The sequence below is a fragment of the Variovorax sp. HW608 genome (assembly GCF_900090195.1).
Taxonomy (GTDB): Bacteria; Pseudomonadota; Gammaproteobacteria; order Burkholderiales; family Burkholderiaceae_C; genus Variovorax.
Genome location: NZ_LT607803.1, coordinates 3,067,290 through 3,085,271, shown reverse-complemented (window position 1 = coordinate 3,085,271; position 17,982 = coordinate 3,067,290). Strand labels below are relative to the sequence as shown.

The window sequence follows — 17,982 nt, the reverse complement described above, 5'->3', positions numbered from 1 at the left end:
CACTTAGACACAAGGAGTGAGACATGGGTCGATCAATAGACGGGCGCTCGATCAACTTGCTGGCCGCGGCTTCGCTGTGCGTCTTGGCGCTTGCTGGCTGTGGCGGGGGTGGCGGCGCGACAGGCGCGATCGGCGCGACCGGCGCTGTGAGCGCGACCAGAAGCGCGAGCGACAGTGGGGCCGGGACTGGCAACGTCGGCCCGGACGCCTCGGTGAGCGCGACCAGAAGCGCGAGCGACAGTGGGGCCGGGACCGGCAACGTCGGCCCAGTTGCCGCGGTGAGCATGTCAAGCGGCGCCGAAGCCCCCGTGAAGCTCGCCGTGACGTTCGACGGCACGGCCAGTGCGGATGCCGATGGCGATGCCTTGAGCTACCTTTGGACGCTGGCATCGCGCCCTGAGGGCAGCGCCGCGGCACTGGACGCCAGCGCAGGCGCCATGGTGAACCTCACACCGGACGTGCCCGGCGACTACGTCGTAACCCTTGTGGTCAACGACGGCAAGGTCGACAGCAGTGCGACCTCGGCCACTTTGCGTGCCGTCAATGTCGCGCCCGTGGCCAACGCCGGGTTCGACCGCTCCCTGCAAATCGGCGAAACCGGAGTGCTCGACGGCTCGGCCAGCTCCGACCTCAACGGCGACGCCCTGACCTATGCGTGGTCGGTAATCGCGCGGCCGAGCGGAAGCACGGCCACGGTGACCGATCCCACGCAGGCGTTCGCGCGCTTCGTGCCCGACGCTGCGGGCGACTACACGTTCGGCCTGGTGGTCAATGACGGTGCGTTGGCGAGCGCGCAGGCCACCGTGCGGTTGACTGCGGTCGCGAGCGGCTCGAACCGCGCGCCGACGGCTGACGCCGGGATCGATCAGAACGTGCCCATGGGCACCGTCGTCACGTTGGATGGCAGCGCCAGCTCGGATCCCGACGGCGACCCGATCACCTACATGTGGACGCTGGATTCCAAGCCGGCGAACAGCACGGCAGCCATCGTCGACGCCTCGTCGCCGCGTCCTTCGCTGACACCTGACCAGGCCGGGACGTACATTGCATCGCTCGTGGTCACCGACAGCTTGAATGCGAAGAGCGTCGCCGACCAGGTGGTCGTTACCGTGAGCCCGGTGAACAAGAACAATGCCCCCATTGCGGTGGCGGGCCCCAATCAGAACGTGCTGGTCGGCGCAACCGTTGAACTCGACGGCAGCGGCAGCTCGGATGCCGACGGTGACCTTCTTTCCTACAGCTGGAGCATCACCTCCAAGCCGGCAGGCAGCACGGCTCAGCTCTCCTACATCGATGGCGTGGCCGACGATCCTGCGCCGACCTTCGTGGCCGATGTGCCGGGGGTCTACGTGATCGGGCTCGTCGTCGGCGATGGCAAGGCCTACAGCACGACGCAGGCATCGGTGACGGTGACCGCAGCGCTGGGTAACGTGGCGCCGGTGGCCAGCGCGGGCGATGACGTGTCGACGGTCGTTGGCACGGCGGTAGCCCTCAGCGGCACGCTAAGCAGCGATGCGAATGGCGACGCGCTGACCTATTCGTGGACGCTCGTCAGCCGCCCGGCCGGCAGCGTGGCCGCGCCAGTCAATCCGAGCAACGCGACCGCAACGCTGACGCCCGACGTGGCGGGCGTCTATGTCGTCGAACTCGTCGTGTCCGACGGCATGCTCTCGAGTGCCCCCGACAACGTCGTCGTGACCGCCGGCGACCCGAACGTCAACCTGGCGCCTGTCGCGAAGGCCGGACCGCGTCAGCGCAGTGCAATCGGCCAGACCGTCACGTTGGATGGCTCAAAGAGCTACGACCCGAACGGAACCGCGGTCACGTACACGTGGAAGTTCAAATCGAAGCCGAAGAAGAGCACGGCGACGATGACGGGTGCCACGACTGTCGCGCCGACCTTCGTCCCCGACGTCCGTGGGAACTACGTGGTGCAACTCGTCGTCAGCGATGGGCAGCTCACGAGCGTGGCCAGCTCCGTGATGATCCAGGTCAAGCGCTAGCCTGGGTCTTCCGCGAGTCCGCGCGGGGCCGGTGACCACCGGCGCCACGCGACGTTGATCCATTGATTTTCGGTCGGCGTCACGCCACGCTCGGAACAAGGGGTCTATCCGCGAACGAACCCCGCCTTCCTCGCTGTGCAACTCGTCCACAAGGACCTTTTCGTCCGACCAAGCCTTCCTCAGGATAGGTTCAGGATCTTCGGCTATTTCTCGGAGACATTCGAGGAGGAACGACGTGACCTTGGCAAGCGCGGCATGACCATGACCGCCTATCGATAGACACAAGCATGAGGCCACCGCCGCACCGTGCTTGCAGAGAAAGCACGCTGGCAAATATGGACCATCTTGCCATCTTGTTCGCCAGAACAAGCGAATCGCGCAAAGGAGATTGCAATGCTGGAGATTGGAGGAGCAACTACGCAGGCTGGCACCGGCCGCCGCGTGGTCTACCAGGTGAAGTACTCGCTTGCCGAGGACAGCCAAGGGGCGCGGAGCGGACGCATTGCGCTGGCTCGCGGGGAGTGGCATGCGCTCACCGGCGGTTTTCCGGTCAACATCACGAGCCACACGATCGAGGCTGTCGTCAGGCAGGCGATGTCCTCGGAGATCGATGACCTGGACATGGAAGCTCTGGAGCGCTCACGATGAAGAGGTCAGGGCCTTGGTTGTTTGCGATTTCGGCCGTCCTCGCTTTCGTTGGCTTGGCTTGGACGAGCGACTGGGTCACCCTGCAGCCGCGAGGGCACGACCCGGTCGTTTCATGCGGTATCGAAATGGCGCTGGTATCTGCTGCGCTGGGGTATCGCCCTGGGCCACGATGCGGCAAATTGAATTCTGAAGCGCACCCACGTCACCGGACGGTATCATCGATAGAACATTAGTCACTGCAACCGCACCCAACCCCGCTTCGGCGGGGTTTGCTGTTCTTGGGATTCCATTAGCAGGAAGAAAGGATGCAAGGACCGTCTGAACGTCATGGGCACGCATGCCTGCATGCGGACCTGGGCGTTCTCCGTGGACAGCTTTAACCGATAAGCATGAGAGTACTTGTCTGTGGTGGACATCGCTACGATGACTGGGCGTTCATCGTCAGCGTTCTTGACCGCCTTCATGCACGTCGACCCGTCACGCTGCTGATCGAAGGCGGTGCGACCGGCGCAGACAATCTGGCGCGCCGATGGGCCTTGGCAAGAGGTATCGAGGTTGCCACGTATCGCGCAGACTGGGATCGTTATCAGCACCGTGCTGAGCCGATCAGAAACGCTCAGATGCTGCGCGAGGGTCGGCCGGAGCTCGCTGTTGCATTCAAGGGTGGTCGCGCGACCGCACACATGGTCACGATTGCTTCGGCAGCGCTTGTGCCTGCGCCGAAGACCTGGCGGCTCTCGGGTCAGGTAGGGGCTGTTTGAACCGCATTCCCTCCCCGCTTGCTGAAGGGCAATTGCCGACCTTCGCCGAGCTCAGTATCACAGGGCCCGGGTCTGCTCCGTACCGACTCGGGAATCCCATGCACATCTACGATGGCGAGACACATGTCGGGACCATCGGGGCAGTGACCGTATCACCCGGTGGGCACACGGTTCACCTCGACCGCTTCGTGCCCTCGGCCGCCCCAAAGTGGCCCCACTTGGTGACAAGGAGTCTGGTGCTCGTCGAGGTAGTCGCATTCTTGGCCGAGCATTTCCCGGCAGTGGCAACGATCAGGGTCTCTTTGAGCTCGCCCGTTGAAAGGCGCGACGACCTCCTCAAGGTGGCGAGGGAACGTGCCCGGCTCCTGCATCGGATCGGCGCAGATCCCATCAGCATCATCCCCAACCTGGAGCCCTCAAGTCGGGGAAATTTCACGGTCAGCGGGGTCTGGAAGCGCAACCCGGAAGGCCTCAAGGTCTTCAATGCCGCTCTACGCGACGAACGCGAAGTGCACCGATCTCGCAAAGCGGCCGCGGCCACTGTCAGAGGCCGCCTGGCAGGACTCGGGAAACAGATCGGACGCCTGCTCTCCGGTTCGACCAAGAAAGGAATCTGAAGTGCATGCCTGCCCGGAAGTTCGTGTGCAAATTACCGTCGCTCTCGCGAGAATTTGAAGTCGATGCATGGAGCGCAGATGCCGACGGCGCAACATTAGCACTGCGCGGGGGCGGCTTTGGCTCAAAGCGTACTTGTACGCTGGCTGGTGACGCATGCCCATGCTCGCTGACGACCAACCTGCTTGCAGCACCGATTTCTCGTGAGGACACATCGGTAACCGGCCAGATAGTCATGCCTATTGCGACCTGAGTTGGCCCCGTTCCTTGTCGTGCGACGACTCCCCTGTTTCAGTGTCGGCAGTGGAGAGAAGAAATGCGCCTAATGCAAGGACAAAGCCTGCAAGCAGCACAGGCCAGCCAAAGGCAACGACCAATGCCGCCGTCGCAAGTAAGCTGACAAGAAGGACGACAAATTGCATACGTATCTCCGAAGTTTCTCTCTTTCATCGACAGGCCGGGCCTCGTCAATTCGAGCGCCGGGCCTTTCTTGGGGACCCAATGTAGGCATACAAGCAAACGCAGTCATGAACGGCATGCCCTTACTTGGGGAGGACTGAATTCCCGGCTTTTTGCTACGTCAGGCATGACATAACTCCTGCGCTGCACGCGAGAGTTCGCCGCAGGTTTGGCACCCCCGCGCGGGCAAGGCCAGTGGCCGCGACATCCGGCAATCAACGCTCCCGCATGGAGCGGCGCAGGACCTGAAGGATCGGCTCCAGGAAATACTGAAGCGCGGTCCGCGTCTCTCCCGTGACGTAGACCTCCGCGGGCAGGCCCGCCAGAAGCTTGAGGTCTCCGGCGTCCGACAGGGAAGCCGGATCGGCCTCGACGAGCACCGAGTAGTAGGGGATGTTGCTGGCCCGCTCCACCAGGCGGTCACCCGAGACATAAATGACCCATGCACGAGATGCGTCGTGCGGTACTGGAAGGCCGTGAGCCGGACGTCCGCCGGCTGCTCACGCCGGACACGGTTGATGTCCTCGGTCCGCACGCGTGCCTCGATGAGCAGGCCGGCGCCCTCGGGAACGATGTCCGCGATCGTCTCGCGCGGCGGGATCACCGCGCCGGGCGTCGAATACTTGAGGTCGATGATTTCACCGCTGGCCGGCGCCGTGATCACCCGGCGCGCGGAGGCGTCGAGCGACTTGCGCCGCTCCTGCTCGATCTCGGAAAGCCGCGCCGCTGTGGCTTTCCGCTGGTCGCTCGCTTGCTGGCGATAGTCCCTCTCCAACGAGCGGATGCGCAGATCGGCATCGACCGCGCGCTGCTGGGCGCGCGCCAGCTCTGCGCGTCGTTCCTCGATCTTCACGCCGTAGTCGGCGACAGCGCTTTCCAGTTGGGCGATGCGGGCGGCCGAGATGAAGCCGTCCCTGAGCAGCTTCTTGTTGGTCTCAAGATCGCTTTTCCGAAATTTCATCGATTCGCTCGCCTGCACGATCTGAGCGCGCAGCGCGACGATTTCCTCCGCGACCTTTTCGCGCCGCGAACGAAGTAACTGCACTTGTCCCACCAATACATCGCGTCGCGCCTCGAACAGCGCGCGTTCCTTGTCTATCTGCTCGGCCAGCCGTGGGTCGACCGCCGCAGTCTCGACCACGTCCGGCGGGAAAGTGATCGCGCGCGCCAGGGTCTGCTCCGCGTCGAGCCGCGCCACGAGTCCCGCGAACAGGACCTGTTCCGTGAAGGCTAACGACCCGGTGGTGGTGCAGGTGGGGACTCTGCCGTTATTGGAGTTGATCGAGGGATTAGTGAACTATTTGTGGGATCACCAACTTCGAACGGTTCTTTTGACGCCCTGAGTCTGGTTAACCCTAGTCACATTTTCTTACATGAACCGTAATCTCTGCCGCCCTAGAGATGTGAATTCTGCACATATGCCTTGCTTGGATGGGGATTCCGAGAGGGAGGAGGTGCCTGATGCCTGTTCACAAACCAGACGGAAAAAACGAAGTCAACGCGAGTCTTGCTGCCGATGCACAAATGGTGGCAAGCATGCGGCTGGTACTCTCCGTTGCTGCGCTGTCGGCGGTTCATGTCGATCCTGCTGGGTTGAGGGGAATCGCAGGATTTACCTGGCTCCCTTTTCTCGGGTACATCCTGTACAGCCTGATCGTCTTCGTCTGTTCGCGGCTGAATTCGCCGTTTGCTCACAGCAAATCGGTTCACTGGCTGGATCTCTGCTGGTATGCATTGATCGTTCTCTCCACGGAGGGGATCCACAGCTTCTTCTTCCTGTTCTTTTTCTTCGTCATCCTCACCGCTTCCCTTCGGTGGGGCTTCGAAGAAGGCGCGCGCGTGACCCTTGCCTCGGTTGCATTGTTCGCGGCCTGCGGCGTGGGATCGACGACCGAAAAGGATTTGCCCCGCGTATTGCTGCGAGCCACATTTCTGCTGACCCTGGGCTACATCAGCGTCCACTGGGGTGGGTCGAAGGTCGAACTGAAGAGGCGTCTTGCGCTTCTTGGTGACGTCAGCCGCTTGTCGAATCCGCGGTTTGGAGTTGATCACACCATCACCAATGTCCTGGAAAAGGTTCTGACTTTCTTCAGGGGCAGCTGCTGCATCCTGGTCACGCGGGACAAGGAGTCCGGCTCCTGTTTTCTGCGCACGATCAGGCTTGGCGACCCAAGAAATTCGGTTCATGCCGAATGGATCGGAGCGGATGCAGCTGCGCCCCTCATTGCGCTTCCGCAGAACCGCATCGCCGCCTACTACCGTCCGCTCTGGCCGGCCATGTCGGCGTTTGCTGGGGCCGCAGCGTACGACAGCACCCAAGGCAAGTGGAGCCAGCTCGACGGGCCGGCAAGCGGCAACCTCGCCGAGTTGCTGGATGCTCGTTCGTTCATCTGTGTGCCGGCATCGTTGAGAAGAAGCGACGGCTGGCTCTATGTGTTCTCCGGACAGAGGTTCAGGAAGGCCGATGCGCTCTTCCTTGACCATATCGCTGCCCAGGCGTTTCCGGTGATAGAGAACATCGAGTTGCTGGACAGAATGGCCTCGGACGCGGCTTCGCAGGAGCGAAAAAAGTTCGCTCTCGACCTTCACGATACTGCCATTCAACCCTACATCGGATTGAACATGGGCCTTAGTGCCCTGCGTAACAAGGCAGCGGCCGACAACCCACTGGTCGAAGATCTCAACAAGCTTGGCGAGATGGCCGCAAAAGTGATTTGCGATTTGCGCCGCTATGCCGGTATCGTCAGAGACGGCGCGTGCAAGACCGAGCACACCTTGATCGTTGTCTTGCGGCAGCAGGTGGCACAGATCAGGGACTTCTACGGGATCGACGTCGCGGTCTTCGTCGAAGGCGAACTCAATGTGTGCGACCGTCTGACCGCAGAGGTCTTGCAGATCGTGCGCGAGGGCTTGAGCAACATCTGCAAGCACACGCTGGCGCGCCGCGGATCCGTCAAGCTGGAGTGTGCTGACGGCGTGATCAGGGTACGGATCGAGAACGAAGCCGACGGAACCCAATTGGTGGATTTTCACCCAAGGTCGATCACGGAACGCGCAGCCGCGCTGGGTGGAAACGCGCACGTCCGACCTGGAACGGGCGGGTCCACCGCCGTGTGCATCGAAATACCTGTGTAGGAGGGAACCATGCAGCAAGCAGAAAGACCCATCGGCGTGATGCTTGTCGATGATCACCAGACGATGCTGTGGGGATTGTCCAGATTGATCGATGGAGAAAACCCGCGAATGCAGGTGGTCGGCATAGCGAGGAACTGCGAAGAGGCTCTCGCACAGGCCGGCCAGATCAGGCCCGATGTCATCCTGCTCGACCTTGACCTGAATGGGAGCAGCGCGTTGGACATCCTACCCGGCCTGATGTCCAACTCGGAGTCACGAGTATTGATACTGACGGGCGAGCGCCAGCAGAAGACTCTGGACCTGGCAGTGCTCGGCGGCGCACGCGGGGTCTTGCGCAAGGACGCCTCGGCGGAACACGTATTGCAAGCCATCGAGCGCGCGCACAACGGCGAACTGTGCCTGGACAACGAAATGATGGCTCGCGTGTTGACGGAGTTCGTCGACGCCAAGCGGCCGCACAAGATCGATCCCGAGGTGGCGAAGCAGGCGACGCTGACAGCGAAGGAGAGGAAGATCATTCACGCCGTGGTCGATGGCCGCGGCGCACCGAACAAGTCGCTGGCCGAGCGACTCTTCATCACCGAGCACACATTGCGCAACCACCTGACTTCGATCTATCAGAAGCTCGACGTGGCGAATCGACTCGAGCTCTATGTGTACGCGGTGAAGTACCAGTTGGACAAGCCGATGTGCTGAAGCCGCGAGAGGACCGGCTCGAGGGAGTGACCATTGGGGCACCGTCGAAGGCGGACGCTGGCGTCCGGTCCGGGTCTGGACCTCCTCCAGCGTTGAGAAACGCATCGTCAAGTATCAGGGACGGCACCTCAAGTGGATTCCGCCCGAGTTCGTAGAGACATGGGCGCTTTCTCGCGAACTTCGCTCGTTCCGGCTGAAGACATCTCAGCCGGTTCCTGTGGCCAAGAGCCAGCCGATCTGCGCGTACCCGACCAAGGCGACCTGCAAGGGCAGCGGCGATCCGTTCGCGGCGGCCAGCTACGCCTGCCAATAATACCAATTTGCGTTCAATAGATTAGATATCATGTCTGTCCACGTACTTCAAGGAGTCGTGGATGAAGAGTCTGATCGTTGGGGATAAGGCGACCGTGATGCGCTTGGCAGAACGGCTCAAGCAAGCCGACAGCCATGCGCAGTACCAGCGCATCCAGTGCGTGCTGATCAGGGCCACGCTGGGCAGCTCGGCCGCGCAGATTGCACAGTTGCTGGGTTGGTCAACCACCACCGTGCATGTGATGCACTCTCGATGGGCCAAGGAAGGTGATGCCATCTTCGATCTTCGAGGCCGCGGTGGCAGACACCACCAGCATTTGAGCGCCGAACAGGAGCAGGAGTTGCTGGCACCCTTCGTCGAACGCGCACAGGCAGGCGGGATGTTGACGGTAGCTGAGATCCAGCAGGCCTACCAGAAGCAACTCGGCAAGGCGGTGGCGCCCTCGACGATCTATCGGCTGCTCGACCGTCACGGCTGGCGCAAGGTCGTGCCCCGGCCCCGGCATCCCAAGGCGGACGTCGCGGCACAGGCCGCCTTTAAAAAAACTCCGCCGCCAGGTACGCCAAGAGGTCGTGCGCCAGGCTGAACAAGGTCGCGCGGTGCGGCTGATGTTCCAGGACGAGGGGCGATTCGGATTGCTGGGCACGCCGCGTCGCTGCTGGGCGCGACACCGCATTCGACCTGTCGTCGGCGCTCGCCTGGAGCGCAAGTACATCTATGCCTTCAGTGCCGTCAGCCCACACGACGGCGTGATGGACAGCCTCGTGCTGCCCTGGGTGAACGCCGAGACCATGTCGCTATTCCTGGCCGAGGTCGCCCAGCGCCATGTCGAGGAATTCATCGTGATGGTCATGGACCAGGCGGGCTGGCATCTGGCAGGTCAACTCGCGGTCCCGGATCACATGCGACTGATCTACCTGCCTCCGTACAGCCCCGAACTCAACCCGGCCGAGCATCTGTGGGAGGCGATTCGCGAGGACTGCTTTGCCAACCATGTCTTCGCCAACCTCGACGCCGTCGAACGCGCCCTCACGACAGGGCTGGTGGCGCTCGAATCAGATCACGAGAGAACCCGATCGATGACCGGTTTCGATTGGATAACTTCTATATCTTTGAACGCAACTTAGTATAAGACGGGCCGACACGGCGGCTTCGAGCCTTTCGCTGCCTCGGGGCCGGTCCCTCCGGGAGACATGGCGATCGCTCGAGATCGCCGATTTCAGTTCAACATTCCTGTTTCTGCGGCGATGCGACATCGATGACGCATTCGCGATGGTGGGCCGCCGCTTCTGTATGTCCAAGAGTTGCGAAGTTTCCGGCGGACAAGCATTTTGCACGCTAACCGATGCCCCATATCATTCGTTTAACGCGCCCGGCGTGCCTTCTGTGGGCCAGCGAGCCCGAGGCACCGCATCGCCTCATGACGCCGTTCTTCCGAGGTGTTCGATGGTGACCTGGTGCAGTCGCAGATGGGCTGCGCTCAGATCCTCCTCGATCCGCAGCAAGTTCAGCCGCGCCGGGCTGGTCGTAGCCGTGCCGAAGGTCTGCGATTCCACACACGAGCCGCTCAGCGGACAGAGTGCGTGCCGCAAAGCAGTCTTTCGCAGGCGCTCGGTCCTTGACGGAAGTCCCCCGACATCAAACCGGAATTGTTGACGCGAATTGGAGGCTGGTCAGTTGACTGAGGCGTCCCTGGCGGCATGGAGCGCCGCCAAGGCGTGCAAGTGCGTGTCGTGCCTTTCGGGGCAAGGACGAATCGCGGTCGCCCGATACGCGATGGCTGCCGCGACAACCCCTGGCTCTACTGCGCCGGTCACGTCAAAAAAAACGTGATCGGGATTGGACTCCCGCTCGACCCGCGGCGACGCAAGCCGCAGCAACCGCAGAGGTTGCGGCGGTTCCTGAAACTGAACCCGCAGGGGAGCCCATCCATGACCAAGTCCAATCGCGCATCCGCGCCGTCGCTGCACAAGGCATCGTCACACGCCCTGCAGCTCGACGACGATTTCTGCAATCTCAAGCAAGCGCTTCGTGCCGTCGCGTGCCTCGAAGGCCTGCTCTCGCCAGTCCATCGGGCGGCGCATTACGAGGAGTTCAGCTTCGAGCCGGGCGACCTGCGTGCGTTGGTCGCGCTGATCAACGCCGAACTGGTCCGCTGCACGGAGCCGGTCGACTCGTCCATCCGTTCGTTGCGCAAGGCCCTCAAGCACAAGGTGCACTGAGCCGGCTCGAAAGAGCGCGCTGCCGTCCGAAGTCAGGCGTACAGAGGCTCTTCCGCCATCGCCTCGCACTGGTCCTGCAGCATCTGGATCTGCCCCTTCCAGTAGTCGCTGGTGCCGAACCACGGGAAGTTGATCGGGAAGATCGGGTCCTCCCAGCGCCGCGCGAGCCACGCGCTGTAGTGGATCAGCCGCAGCGTGCGCAGCGGCTCGATCAGCGCCAGCTCGCGGCGGTCGAAATCGCGGAACTGCTCGTAGCCGTCGAGCAGGCCGCTCAACTGCCCGGTGCGCTGCGCGCGGTCGCCCGACAGCAGCATCCACAGGTCCTGCACCGCGAAGCCGGTGCGCGCGTCGTCGAGGTCGACGAAATGCGGTCCGCCGTCGGGCCGGTCGGTGGGTGTCCAGAGGATGTTGCCCGGATGAACGTCGCCGTGCAGGCGCAGTTTCGCGAGCGGCGGGTCGGCATCGCTGGGGGCGTCGCCGAGCGCGGTCGCCGCGATCATGGCGAAGGCCTCGTTGCACGCGGCTTCCCATTCGCGCTGCACATCGAGCGGCACCATGTGATGCGCGATCAGCCAGTCGCGCGACGCCAGGCCGAAGGTCTGCAGGTCGAGCGCCGGCCGCGCGACGAAGGGCTTCTGCGCACCGACTGCATGGATGCGCGCGAGAAAGCGGCCGATCCATTCGAGCACCTCGAAATCGTCGAGCTCCGGCGCGCGGCCGCCGCGGTAGGGGCTGACGCTGAAGGCGAAGCCGGCGTGGTGATGCAGCGTCTGGCCATCGATGGCCATGGGCGCCACGGCCGGCACCTCGGCGCCCGCGAGCTCGGTCGAAAAGCTGTGCTCTTCGAGGATCTCGGCCTCGCTCCAGCGGCCCGGCCGGTAGAACTTGACGACCACCGGCACGCGGTCTTCCAGGTACACCTGATAGACGCGGTTCTCGTAGGAATTCAACGCAGTGAGTCGGCCGTCGCCGTGCATGTCCAGCGTTGCGAGCGCATCGAGCACCACGTCGGGCGTGAGGTTTTCGTAGGGGTGACCGGCCGAGGCCGAGTCCGGGGAGAAGGTATTGGGAGGCGCCACGACGACATTGTCGGGCCTGTCCCGTTGCGGCGCGCGCCCCTAGGCCGATGGCATGGCGTCGCTCAGCTGCAATTCGTGCCGGCGCTCGGTGCCTATCGCGAGACGCGGGCGGCCGGCGGCGACTTCGCGGCCGCGCTGCAGGCCATGAGCGACGGTGCTGCGGCCGGCAGGGACTCGACCCGGCAGCTGCAGGCGAAGGTCGGACGCGCGGCACGGCTGGGCCCTCGATCGATCGGCGTGCTGGATGCGGGCGCGACGAGTTGCTGTCTGATCCTGCAAACTCTCGCATCGTCCCTGCAAGGTCGGCTGACCAGCATGGGCCGCGTCGAGCCGGCTGATAGCGGGCCGGGCAGGAGTCACCGCATGAAGAACGAATTCGCCAACGAACTGCACGAGATCTTCGAACGCTTCGGCCCGATCTCCCTGCGCCGGATGTTCGGCGGCCATGGCGTCTTTCACGACGGCCGCATGTTCGGCCTGGTCGCGGGCGGCCGCCTCTACCTCAAGGCGGATGCGCAATCGGTGGCCTTCTTCGAGGCCCGGCAGTTGGGGCCTTTCGAGTACCTGCGCCGCGGCAAGGCCGCGCGCCTCTCCTACTACGAGGCGCCGCCCGAGCTGTTCGAGGACCGCGACGAAGCGGCGCTCTGGGCTCGGCGTGCCTGGGAGGCCGCGCTGCGATCAGGCAGGTCGAAATGACAGGACGTGCCCGACGCGCGGATCGCCCTTGCCGGCGAGCACCTCGGCATAGGCCGCCTGCACCGCGGCATCGCCGTCGTGGTGCTCCACGCGCAGCCAGGGCGTCTTCGCGTCCATGACCCGGCCGGTGAAGCTGCGCCAGGCCTGCGCGAGGCGCTGGCCGAAGGCCTCCTCGCCCCATTCGCCGACGCGCTTCTTGATCTGCGCCGGCGCAAAGAAGAAGGTGGCGCGCGGACCCGGAAGCTCCTTGGCGGTGCCGCTCGGCGCGAGCTGCTCGACATGCGTGCCGCCGATCACGGCGCTGTGCCTGAGCTGCGTGAAGCGCGTGTGGATCGCGCGGCGCAGCTCGCCGTTGCCGGCGAAGTCGACGTAGACGCAAGGCGTATCGGCGGGGACCTGGTCGAGCTCGTCATACGCGAGCACGCGGTGGTAGCAGCCCAGGCTCTCGCAGAACGCCTTGTTGGCGGCGGAGGTGAGGCCGGTCACCTGGATGCCTTCGCGCTGCGCAAGCTGGAAGGCGGTGCCGTAGGCCGTCTTGCTCGATGCGCTCGACAGCAGCACCGCGCCCGGCCGGGCGCCGAAGAAGTCGTTGTCGTCCAGGAAGTCGTCGATGAGCCACGACGTGATGTAGAGCGGCCGCAGCAGCGCCTGCACGTCTTCGGTGTCGGCCGTGTAGAGCGGATCGGACTTGCAGCGGAAGTACTGGTTGTAGACCGCCGGCAGCGCCGCCCGGTGCGCCGAGCCTTCCGAGAGCATTCCGGGCGAGACGCGCTTGGGCGTCAGCACCGAACCCGAGGCCATCGGGAAGTAGCCGTACAGCCGCTCGCCGACCGCGACGCCCGGATGCAGCGAGTGCACCACCGTCGCGAAGCCCCACACCGGGATGATTCCCCAGCCTTCCTCGCCCGTCGGGAAGAACTGCCAGTAGCTCATCGAATCGCCGAACGCGGCATAGGTGATGTTGTTCGAGGTGAGGGCGAAGCGGTCGATGCGCACGCGGACCTGTCCGTCGGCGAGCCGCTCGTCATCGGCGGTGCGCAGTTGCGTGGAAGAGAGGTCGTCCTTGCGGACCAGGAAGCGGGTCGTGCTCACGAGGTTCTCCTGTTGCCTTGGGCGTGGCGCACCTTAGCGCAGCGCGGCGTCGGTTGCATGAAAAAAGCCCGCCGGGCCGTCGCATAGGCGACGCTCCCGACGGGCTCCGGCGGCCGTCTGGCGCGGATCAGTTGATCGCCAGTTCGACCTCGACGTTGCCGCGCGTGGCGTTCGAGTACGGGCACACCTGGTGCGCGGTTTCGACCAGCAGCTTCTTCTGTGCGTCGTCGAGGCCCGGCAGCGTGATTGCGAGCTTGACCGCGATGCCGTAGGCCGCGCCGCCGTCGATCGGGCCGAGCGACACGCTGGCGTCGATGGCCACGTCATCCGGCACCTTGACGCTGATCTTCGGCGCTACCGCCTTCATCGCGCCGATGAAGCAGGCCGAGTAGCCGACCGCGAAAAGCTGCTCGGGATTGGTGCCGGGCTTGCCGGAGCCGGGCGGGCTCAGCTTGACGTCGATGGCGCCGTCGCTGCTCTTGCCGGCGCCGTCGCGGCCGCCAATGGTGTGGGCTTGCGCGGTGTAGAGGACCTTGTCGAGTTTCTTGACCATGATGCTTCCTGCAGGTGGTTGGTTGGTTGGAACGGAACGGAAATAAAAAGGGTTGGCTACGCCGCCCTGATGCGGTCGCGCAGCTGCTGCACCTGCTGCGTGAGCGACGCGATCTCGTCGAGCGAGCATTGCGAGGCAGCCAGCAGACAGGCCGGGACGCTGGCGGCGCGCGACTTGAGCTTGCGGCCGGCGGCGGTGAGGTTGACGTGCACCCGGCGCTCGTCGGCGACGTCGCGGATGCGGGCCACGAGGCCGTTGGCTTCGAGCCGCTTCAAAAGCGGGGTGAGCGTGCCGGAATCGAGCGAGAGTTTTTCGCCGAGCTCGGACACCATGAGGCCGTCGCGCTCCCAGAGCACCAGCATCACGAGGTACTGCGGGTAGGTGAGATGGAGCTTTTCGAGCAGCGGCTTGTACAGCTTGGTCATCGCCAGCGAGGCGGAATAGACCGCGAAGCAGAGCTGGTTGTCCAGGCGCAGCATCTCGTCAGCAGAGGGTGCGGAAGAAGCCGGGGTACGCATGGGCCGAAGTATAGCCAACAATTAAATTGCGTGCAATCTAATTGGTATCCGGGTGTTCGGGACGAATCGTCGAGTTTGGAAGAGGGTGATGCGGCGCAAGGGCCGCACCGGATCAGCGCCCCGTGAACCGCGCCGGACGCCGCTCGACGAACGAGCGCACGCCCTCGGCCGCGTCCTCGCTGTTCGCGAGTTGCTGCTGCACCGGGATGAAATCCTCGACCGCGGCGAGCGGCCCGTTCTCGATGGCCTTCATGACGTTGAGCCGCGTCGCGACCACTGCGAGCGGCGCCTGCGCGGCGATGCGTTGCGCGATGCGCAGCGCTTCGTCGAGCTCCCGTCCGGCGGGGACCACCTTCTGCACGAAGTTCAGCCGATAGGCTTCGGCGCTGTCGAACTCATCGGCGGTGAGCAGATGCAGCATCGCGTTGCCCAGCCCCGCGCGCTCGGCCATGCGCAGGGTCGCGCCGCCGGTGGCCATGATGCCGCGCTGCACTTCCATCTGCGAGAAGCGGCAGTTGTCGGCAGCGACCACGATGTCGGCGCCGAGCATCAGCTCGATGCCCACCGTGAAGCAGATGCCCTTGACCGCGACCACCATCGGCTTGGTGCGGCGGCGATAGCCGGCGAGGCCGAAGTCGTGCGGCTCGACCAGCCCTTGCGGAACGGCCTTCTCTCCGCGCTTCATGTATTCGGCCACCGCCGGCAGGTCCAGCCCGGCCGTGAAGTGGTCGCCGAAGGCATGCAGCACGCCCACGCGCAGCGAAGGATCATCATCGAGCTGCGTGTAGGCCTCGGCCAACTGGCGGAACATCGGCGGCGTCCAGCCGTTGCGCTTGGCGGGGCGGTTGATGCCGATCAGCAGCACGTGGTCGAGCACCTGCGTGTCGATGCAGCCCTCGGGCGGCGGTGTGGTGGGCGTGGCGGTCATTCGGCTTGTCTCCTTTGTTGTCGAGGCCTCAGTACGTGTACACGCCCCGGCCGGTCTTGCGGCCGAGCTGGCCCGCCGAGACCATTTCCTTCAGCAGCGGGCAGGGGCGGTACTTCGAATCGCCAAACTGCTCCAGGTACACCTCCATCACCGCGAGGCAAACGTCCAGCCCGATCATGTCGGCCAGCGCCAGCGGGCCGATCGGCTGGTTGCAGCCGAGCTTCATGCCGGCGTCGATGTCCTCCGCCGTGGCAATCCCTTCGGCGAGCACGAAGAAGGCCTCGTTGATCATCGGCACCAGGATGCGGTTGACCACGAAGCCCGGCGCGTTCTTCACCGTGATCGGCGACTTGCCCAGCCGCTCGGCCAGCGCCTTCACCGTGTCGTGCGTCGCGTCGCTGGTGAGGTAGCCGCGGATGATCTCCACCAGCGCCATCATCGGCACCGGGTTGAAGAAGTGCATGCCGATGAAGCGGTCCGGGCGCGAGGTCGCGGCGGCGAGCTGCGTGATCGAGATCGACGAGGTGTTCGACGCGATGATCGCCTCGGGCGGCAGCAGGGCGTCGATCTGCTTGAGGATCTTGAGCTTGAGCTCGTGGTTCTCGGTCGCCGCCTCGATCACGAGCTGGGCGCTCTTGAGGTCGTCGTAGCTGGTCGAGCCCTTGATCAGCGCCAGCGCCGCGTCCTTCTGGGCGACGGTGAGCTTGTCCTTCTTGATCAGCCGGTCGAGGCTGCCCGCCACGGTGGCGAGCCCCTTGTCCACGGCGGCCTGCGCGATGTCGATCATGACGACGTTGACGCCGGCGACCGCGCACGCCTGCGCGATGCCGTTGCCCATCGTTCCTGCACCAATGATGCCGACGGTCTGAATGGTCATGGGATAGCTTTCCTTGAGATGAAAAAATGAAGGGGCCCGGAAAATATGCCGGCGCCGCGTGCAGCGATTGTGAAACAGCCCCGGCCCGCCCTCGTTGCCGCGTGTGACAGCCCGGGTGATTTACAGTGCCGCGTTCACTGTCTCTCTGCTAGCGACGCAACCGCACCATGACCACCCTCGGCACCCCCCTTTCCCCTTCCGCCACCCGCGTGATGCTTCTCGGCTCCGGCGAGCTCGGCAAGGAAGTCCTCATCGCCCTCCAGCGCCTCGGCGTGGAGACCATCGCGGTCGACCGCTACGAGAACGCGCCCGGCCAACAGGTCGCGCACCACGCGCGCACCATCACCATGAGCGACCCGGCGCAGCTCAAGGCGCTGATCGAGGCCGAGAAGCCCCAGCTCGTGGTGCCCGAGATCGAGGCGATCGCCACGCCGATGCTGCAGCAGCTCGAGGACGCCGGCGTGGTGCGCGTGATCCCCACCGCCCGCGCCGCGCGGCTCACGATGGACCGCGAAGGCATCCGCCGGCTTGCCGCCGAAACGCTCGGCGTGCCGACCAGCCCCTACAAGTTCTGCGATTCGCTGGAAGAACTACAAGCGGCGATCGACGGCGGCATCGGTTACCCGTGCATCGTCAAGCCCGTGATGAGCAGCTCCGGCAAGGGCCAGAGCAAGATCGACGGCCCCGCCGACGTCCGGAAAGCCTGGGACTACGCCATGGCCGGCGGCCGCGTGAGCCATGGCCGCGTGATCGTCGAGGGCTTCATCGACTTCGACTACGAGATCACGCTCCTGACCGTGCGCGCCCTCGACGCCAGCGGAAGCGTGCAGACGCATTTCTGCGACCCGATCGGCCATGTGCAGGTCAGCGGCGACTACGTCGAGAGCTGGCAGCCGCACCCGATGTCGCCGGTGGCGCTCCAGAAGGCCCAGGACATCGCCCGCAAGGTCACTTCCGACCTCGGCGGACAGGGCCTCTTCGGCGTCGAGCTGTTCGTGAAGGGCGAGCAGGTCTGGTTCAGCGAGGTCAGCCCGCGCCCGCACGACACCGGCATGGTGACCATGGCGACGCAGTGGCAGAACGAATTCGAGCTGCACGCGCGCGCGATCCTCGGCCTGCCGGTCGACACCAGCCTCAAGAGCCCGGGCGCCAGCGCCGTGGTCTACGGCGGCGTGGATGCCACGGGCATCGCCTTCGACGGCGTGGCGCATGCGCTGGCGGTGCCGGGCACAGAGCTGCGGCTCTTCGGCAAGCCCGAGAGCTTCGTCAAGCGCCGCATGGGCGTGGCGCTCGCGCATGCCGCCGACATCGACACCGCGCGCCGCAACGCCAAGGAAGCGGCGTCGCGCGTCAAGCCCCGCCAAGCCTGATCCATCTCAATCAACCG

At 64.4% G+C, this 17,982-nt stretch carries 19 protein-coding genes; 11 read left to right on the top strand and 8 right to left on the bottom strand.

Annotation, left to right across the window (positions count from 1 at the left end; translation table 11 throughout):
- Nucleotides 1-23: 23 nt before the first annotated feature.
- The 4 genes from VAR608DRAFT_RS14415 (at nucleotide 24) to VAR608DRAFT_RS14400 (ending at nucleotide 4,029) form a co-directional block, all read left to right on the top strand.
- The gene (locus VAR608DRAFT_RS14415) at nucleotides 24-2,003 is read left to right on the top strand and encodes a PKD domain-containing protein (protein ID WP_088954674.1); all 1,980 of its coding nucleotides are present in this window, start codon (nucleotides 24-26) and stop codon (nucleotides 2,001-2,003) included.
- A gap of 393 nt (nucleotides 2,004-2,396) precedes the next feature.
- Complete coding sequence (locus VAR608DRAFT_RS14410) at nucleotides 2,397-2,651, top strand: hypothetical protein (RefSeq protein ID WP_088954673.1); 255 nt, start codon at nucleotides 2,397-2,399, stop codon at nucleotides 2,649-2,651.
- A 389-nt stretch (nucleotides 2,652-3,040) separates the two neighbouring features.
- Entirely contained in the window at nucleotides 3,041-3,412 is a 372-nt protein-coding gene (locus VAR608DRAFT_RS14405; RefSeq protein WP_088954672.1) for a DUF2493 domain-containing protein, read from the top strand.
- A gap of 98 nt (nucleotides 3,413-3,510) precedes the next feature.
- Nucleotides 3,511-4,029 (top strand): hypothetical protein, encoded by a 519-nt coding sequence (locus VAR608DRAFT_RS14400; RefSeq protein ID WP_088954671.1) that lies wholly within the window; start codon nucleotides 3,511-3,513, stop codon nucleotides 4,027-4,029.
- Between the two features lie 237 nt (nucleotides 4,030-4,266).
- On the opposite strand, the gene VAR608DRAFT_RS37035 is transcribed toward VAR608DRAFT_RS14400, so the two are convergent.
- Both VAR608DRAFT_RS37035 and VAR608DRAFT_RS14395 read right to left on the bottom strand, forming a co-directional pair.
- The gene (locus tag VAR608DRAFT_RS37035; RefSeq protein WP_157730957.1) at nucleotides 4,267-4,449 is read right to left on the bottom strand and encodes a hypothetical protein; all 183 of its coding nucleotides are present in this window, start codon (nucleotides 4,447-4,449) and stop codon (nucleotides 4,267-4,269) included.
- 158 nt (nucleotides 4,450-4,607) lie between these two features.
- Nucleotides 4,608-5,684: an HlyD family efflux transporter periplasmic adaptor subunit gene (locus VAR608DRAFT_RS14395; RefSeq protein ID WP_231973511.1), complete on the bottom strand. Its 1,077-nt coding sequence runs from the start codon at nucleotides 5,682-5,684 to the stop codon at nucleotides 4,608-4,610.
- A gap of 263 nt (nucleotides 5,685-5,947) precedes the next feature.
- Between VAR608DRAFT_RS14395 and VAR608DRAFT_RS14390 the strand changes: the two genes are divergently transcribed.
- The 5 genes from VAR608DRAFT_RS14390 to VAR608DRAFT_RS14370 all read left to right on the top strand — a co-directional run bounded on the left by VAR608DRAFT_RS14390 (nucleotide 5,948) and on the right by VAR608DRAFT_RS14370 (nucleotide 10,852).
- Nucleotides 5,948-7,621, top strand: coding sequence for a sensor histidine kinase (locus tag VAR608DRAFT_RS14390; protein ID WP_088954670.1), 1,674 nt, complete (start codon nucleotides 5,948-5,950; stop codon nucleotides 7,619-7,621).
- 9 nt (nucleotides 7,622-7,630) lie between these two features.
- Nucleotides 7,631-8,317, top strand: a complete 687-nt coding sequence (locus tag VAR608DRAFT_RS14385; RefSeq protein ID WP_231973510.1) for a response regulator — start codon at nucleotides 7,631-7,633, stop codon at nucleotides 8,315-8,317.
- A 374-nt stretch (nucleotides 8,318-8,691) separates the two neighbouring features.
- Nucleotides 8,692-9,216: a winged helix-turn-helix domain-containing protein gene (locus VAR608DRAFT_RS14380; protein WP_088953016.1), complete on the top strand. Its 525-nt coding sequence runs from the start codon at nucleotides 8,692-8,694 to the stop codon at nucleotides 9,214-9,216.
- Nucleotides 9,134-9,757 carry an IS630 family transposase gene (locus tag VAR608DRAFT_RS37985; RefSeq protein WP_231973560.1) on the top strand — a complete coding sequence of 208 codons (624 nt, stop codon included), beginning with the start codon at nucleotides 9,134-9,136 and terminating at the stop codon, nucleotides 9,755-9,757. The genes VAR608DRAFT_RS14380 and VAR608DRAFT_RS37985 overlap by 83 nt, the downstream gene beginning before the upstream one ends.
- 804 nt (nucleotides 9,758-10,561) lie before the next feature.
- Nucleotides 10,562-10,852, top strand: a complete 291-nt coding sequence (locus VAR608DRAFT_RS14370; RefSeq protein ID WP_088954669.1) for a hypothetical protein — start codon at nucleotides 10,562-10,564, stop codon at nucleotides 10,850-10,852.
- A gap of 32 nt (nucleotides 10,853-10,884) precedes the next feature.
- Here VAR608DRAFT_RS14370 and VAR608DRAFT_RS14365 read toward each other — a convergent pair whose 3' ends face one another.
- Complete coding sequence (locus tag VAR608DRAFT_RS14365; RefSeq protein ID WP_088954668.1) at nucleotides 10,885-11,931, bottom strand: serine/threonine protein kinase; 1,047 nt, start codon at nucleotides 11,929-11,931, stop codon at nucleotides 10,885-10,887.
- 75 nt (nucleotides 11,932-12,006) lie between these two features.
- On the opposite strand from VAR608DRAFT_RS14365, the gene VAR608DRAFT_RS38540 reads away from it, so the two are divergent.
- The gene (locus VAR608DRAFT_RS38540) at nucleotides 12,007-12,627 is read left to right on the top strand and encodes a TfoX/Sxy family protein (RefSeq protein WP_231973509.1); all 621 of its coding nucleotides are present in this window, start codon (nucleotides 12,007-12,009) and stop codon (nucleotides 12,625-12,627) included.
- Here VAR608DRAFT_RS38540 and VAR608DRAFT_RS14350 read toward each other — a convergent pair.
- From VAR608DRAFT_RS14350 to VAR608DRAFT_RS14330, 5 genes are all read right to left on the bottom strand, one after another.
- On the bottom strand, nucleotides 12,610-13,719 hold the full coding sequence (locus tag VAR608DRAFT_RS14350; protein ID WP_088954667.1) for a DUF2855 family protein: 1,110 nt from the start codon (nucleotides 13,717-13,719) through the stop codon (nucleotides 12,610-12,612). The two genes, VAR608DRAFT_RS38540 and VAR608DRAFT_RS14350, sit on opposite strands and share 18 nt — an antisense overlap.
- A 127-nt stretch (nucleotides 13,720-13,846) precedes the next feature.
- The gene (locus VAR608DRAFT_RS14345; RefSeq protein ID WP_088954666.1) at nucleotides 13,847-14,272 is read right to left on the bottom strand and encodes an organic hydroperoxide resistance protein; all 426 of its coding nucleotides are present in this window, start codon (nucleotides 14,270-14,272) and stop codon (nucleotides 13,847-13,849) included.
- Between the two features lie 56 nt (nucleotides 14,273-14,328).
- Nucleotides 14,329-14,790 (bottom strand): MarR family winged helix-turn-helix transcriptional regulator, encoded by a 462-nt coding sequence (locus VAR608DRAFT_RS14340; RefSeq protein WP_088954665.1) that lies wholly within the window; start codon nucleotides 14,788-14,790, stop codon nucleotides 14,329-14,331.
- Between the two features lie 112 nt (nucleotides 14,791-14,902).
- Nucleotides 14,903-15,718, bottom strand: a complete 816-nt coding sequence (locus VAR608DRAFT_RS14335) for a crotonase/enoyl-CoA hydratase family protein (protein WP_088954664.1) — start codon at nucleotides 15,716-15,718, stop codon at nucleotides 14,903-14,905.
- 28 nt (nucleotides 15,719-15,746) lie between these two features.
- Nucleotides 15,747-16,595, bottom strand: coding sequence for a 3-hydroxybutyryl-CoA dehydrogenase (locus VAR608DRAFT_RS14330; protein ID WP_088954663.1), 849 nt, complete (start codon nucleotides 16,593-16,595; stop codon nucleotides 15,747-15,749).
- A 167-nt stretch (nucleotides 16,596-16,762) separates the two neighbouring features.
- Between VAR608DRAFT_RS14330 and purT the strand changes: the two genes are divergently transcribed.
- Nucleotides 16,763-17,965 carry a formate-dependent phosphoribosylglycinamide formyltransferase gene (gene purT / locus VAR608DRAFT_RS14325; protein WP_088954662.1) on the top strand — a complete coding sequence of 401 codons (1,203 nt, stop codon included), beginning with the start codon at nucleotides 16,763-16,765 and terminating at the stop codon, nucleotides 17,963-17,965.
- Nucleotides 17,966-17,982: the final 17 nt, after the last annotated feature.

What these genes read in the sequence shown, in the direction of transcription:
- VAR608DRAFT_RS14415 (WP_088954674.1), top strand. Translation starts at nt 24, where the DNA reads ATGGGTCGATCAATAGACGGGCGCTCGATCAACTTGCTGGCCGCGGCT.
- VAR608DRAFT_RS14410 (WP_088954673.1), top strand. Translation starts at nt 2,397, where the DNA reads ATGCTGGAGATTGGAGGAGCAACTACGCAGGCTGGCACCGGCCGCCGC.
- VAR608DRAFT_RS14405 (WP_088954672.1), top strand. Translation starts at nt 3,041, where the DNA reads ATGAGAGTACTTGTCTGTGGTGGACATCGCTACGATGACTGGGCGTTC.
- VAR608DRAFT_RS14400 (WP_088954671.1), top strand. Translation starts at nt 3,511, where the DNA reads ATGCACATCTACGATGGCGAGACACATGTCGGGACCATCGGGGCAGTG.
- VAR608DRAFT_RS37035 (WP_157730957.1), bottom strand. Translation starts at nt 4,449, where the DNA reads ATGCAATTTGTCGTCCTTCTTGTCAGCTTACTTGCGACGGCGGCATTG.
- VAR608DRAFT_RS14390 (WP_088954670.1), top strand. Translation starts at nt 5,948, where the DNA reads ATGCCTGTTCACAAACCAGACGGAAAAAACGAAGTCAACGCGAGTCTT.
- VAR608DRAFT_RS14385 (WP_231973510.1), top strand. Translation starts at nt 7,631, where the DNA reads ATGCAGCAAGCAGAAAGACCCATCGGCGTGATGCTTGTCGATGATCAC.
- VAR608DRAFT_RS14380 (WP_088953016.1), top strand. Translation starts at nt 8,692, where the DNA reads ATGAAGAGTCTGATCGTTGGGGATAAGGCGACCGTGATGCGCTTGGCA.
- VAR608DRAFT_RS14370 (WP_088954669.1), top strand. Translation starts at nt 10,562, where the DNA reads ATGACCAAGTCCAATCGCGCATCCGCGCCGTCGCTGCACAAGGCATCG.
- VAR608DRAFT_RS14345 (WP_088954666.1), bottom strand. Translation starts at nt 14,272, where the DNA reads ATGGTCAAGAAACTCGACAAGGTCCTCTACACCGCGCAAGCCCACACC.
- VAR608DRAFT_RS14340 (WP_088954665.1), bottom strand. Translation starts at nt 14,790, where the DNA reads ATGCGTACCCCGGCTTCTTCCGCACCCTCTGCTGACGAGATGCTGCGC.
- VAR608DRAFT_RS14335 (WP_088954664.1), bottom strand. Translation starts at nt 15,718, where the DNA reads ATGACCGCCACGCCCACCACACCGCCGCCCGAGGGCTGCATCGACACG.
- VAR608DRAFT_RS14330 (WP_088954663.1), bottom strand. Translation starts at nt 16,595, where the DNA reads ATGACCATTCAGACCGTCGGCATCATTGGTGCAGGAACGATGGGCAAC.
- purT (WP_088954662.1), top strand. Translation starts at nt 16,763, where the DNA reads ATGACCACCCTCGGCACCCCCCTTTCCCCTTCCGCCACCCGCGTGATG.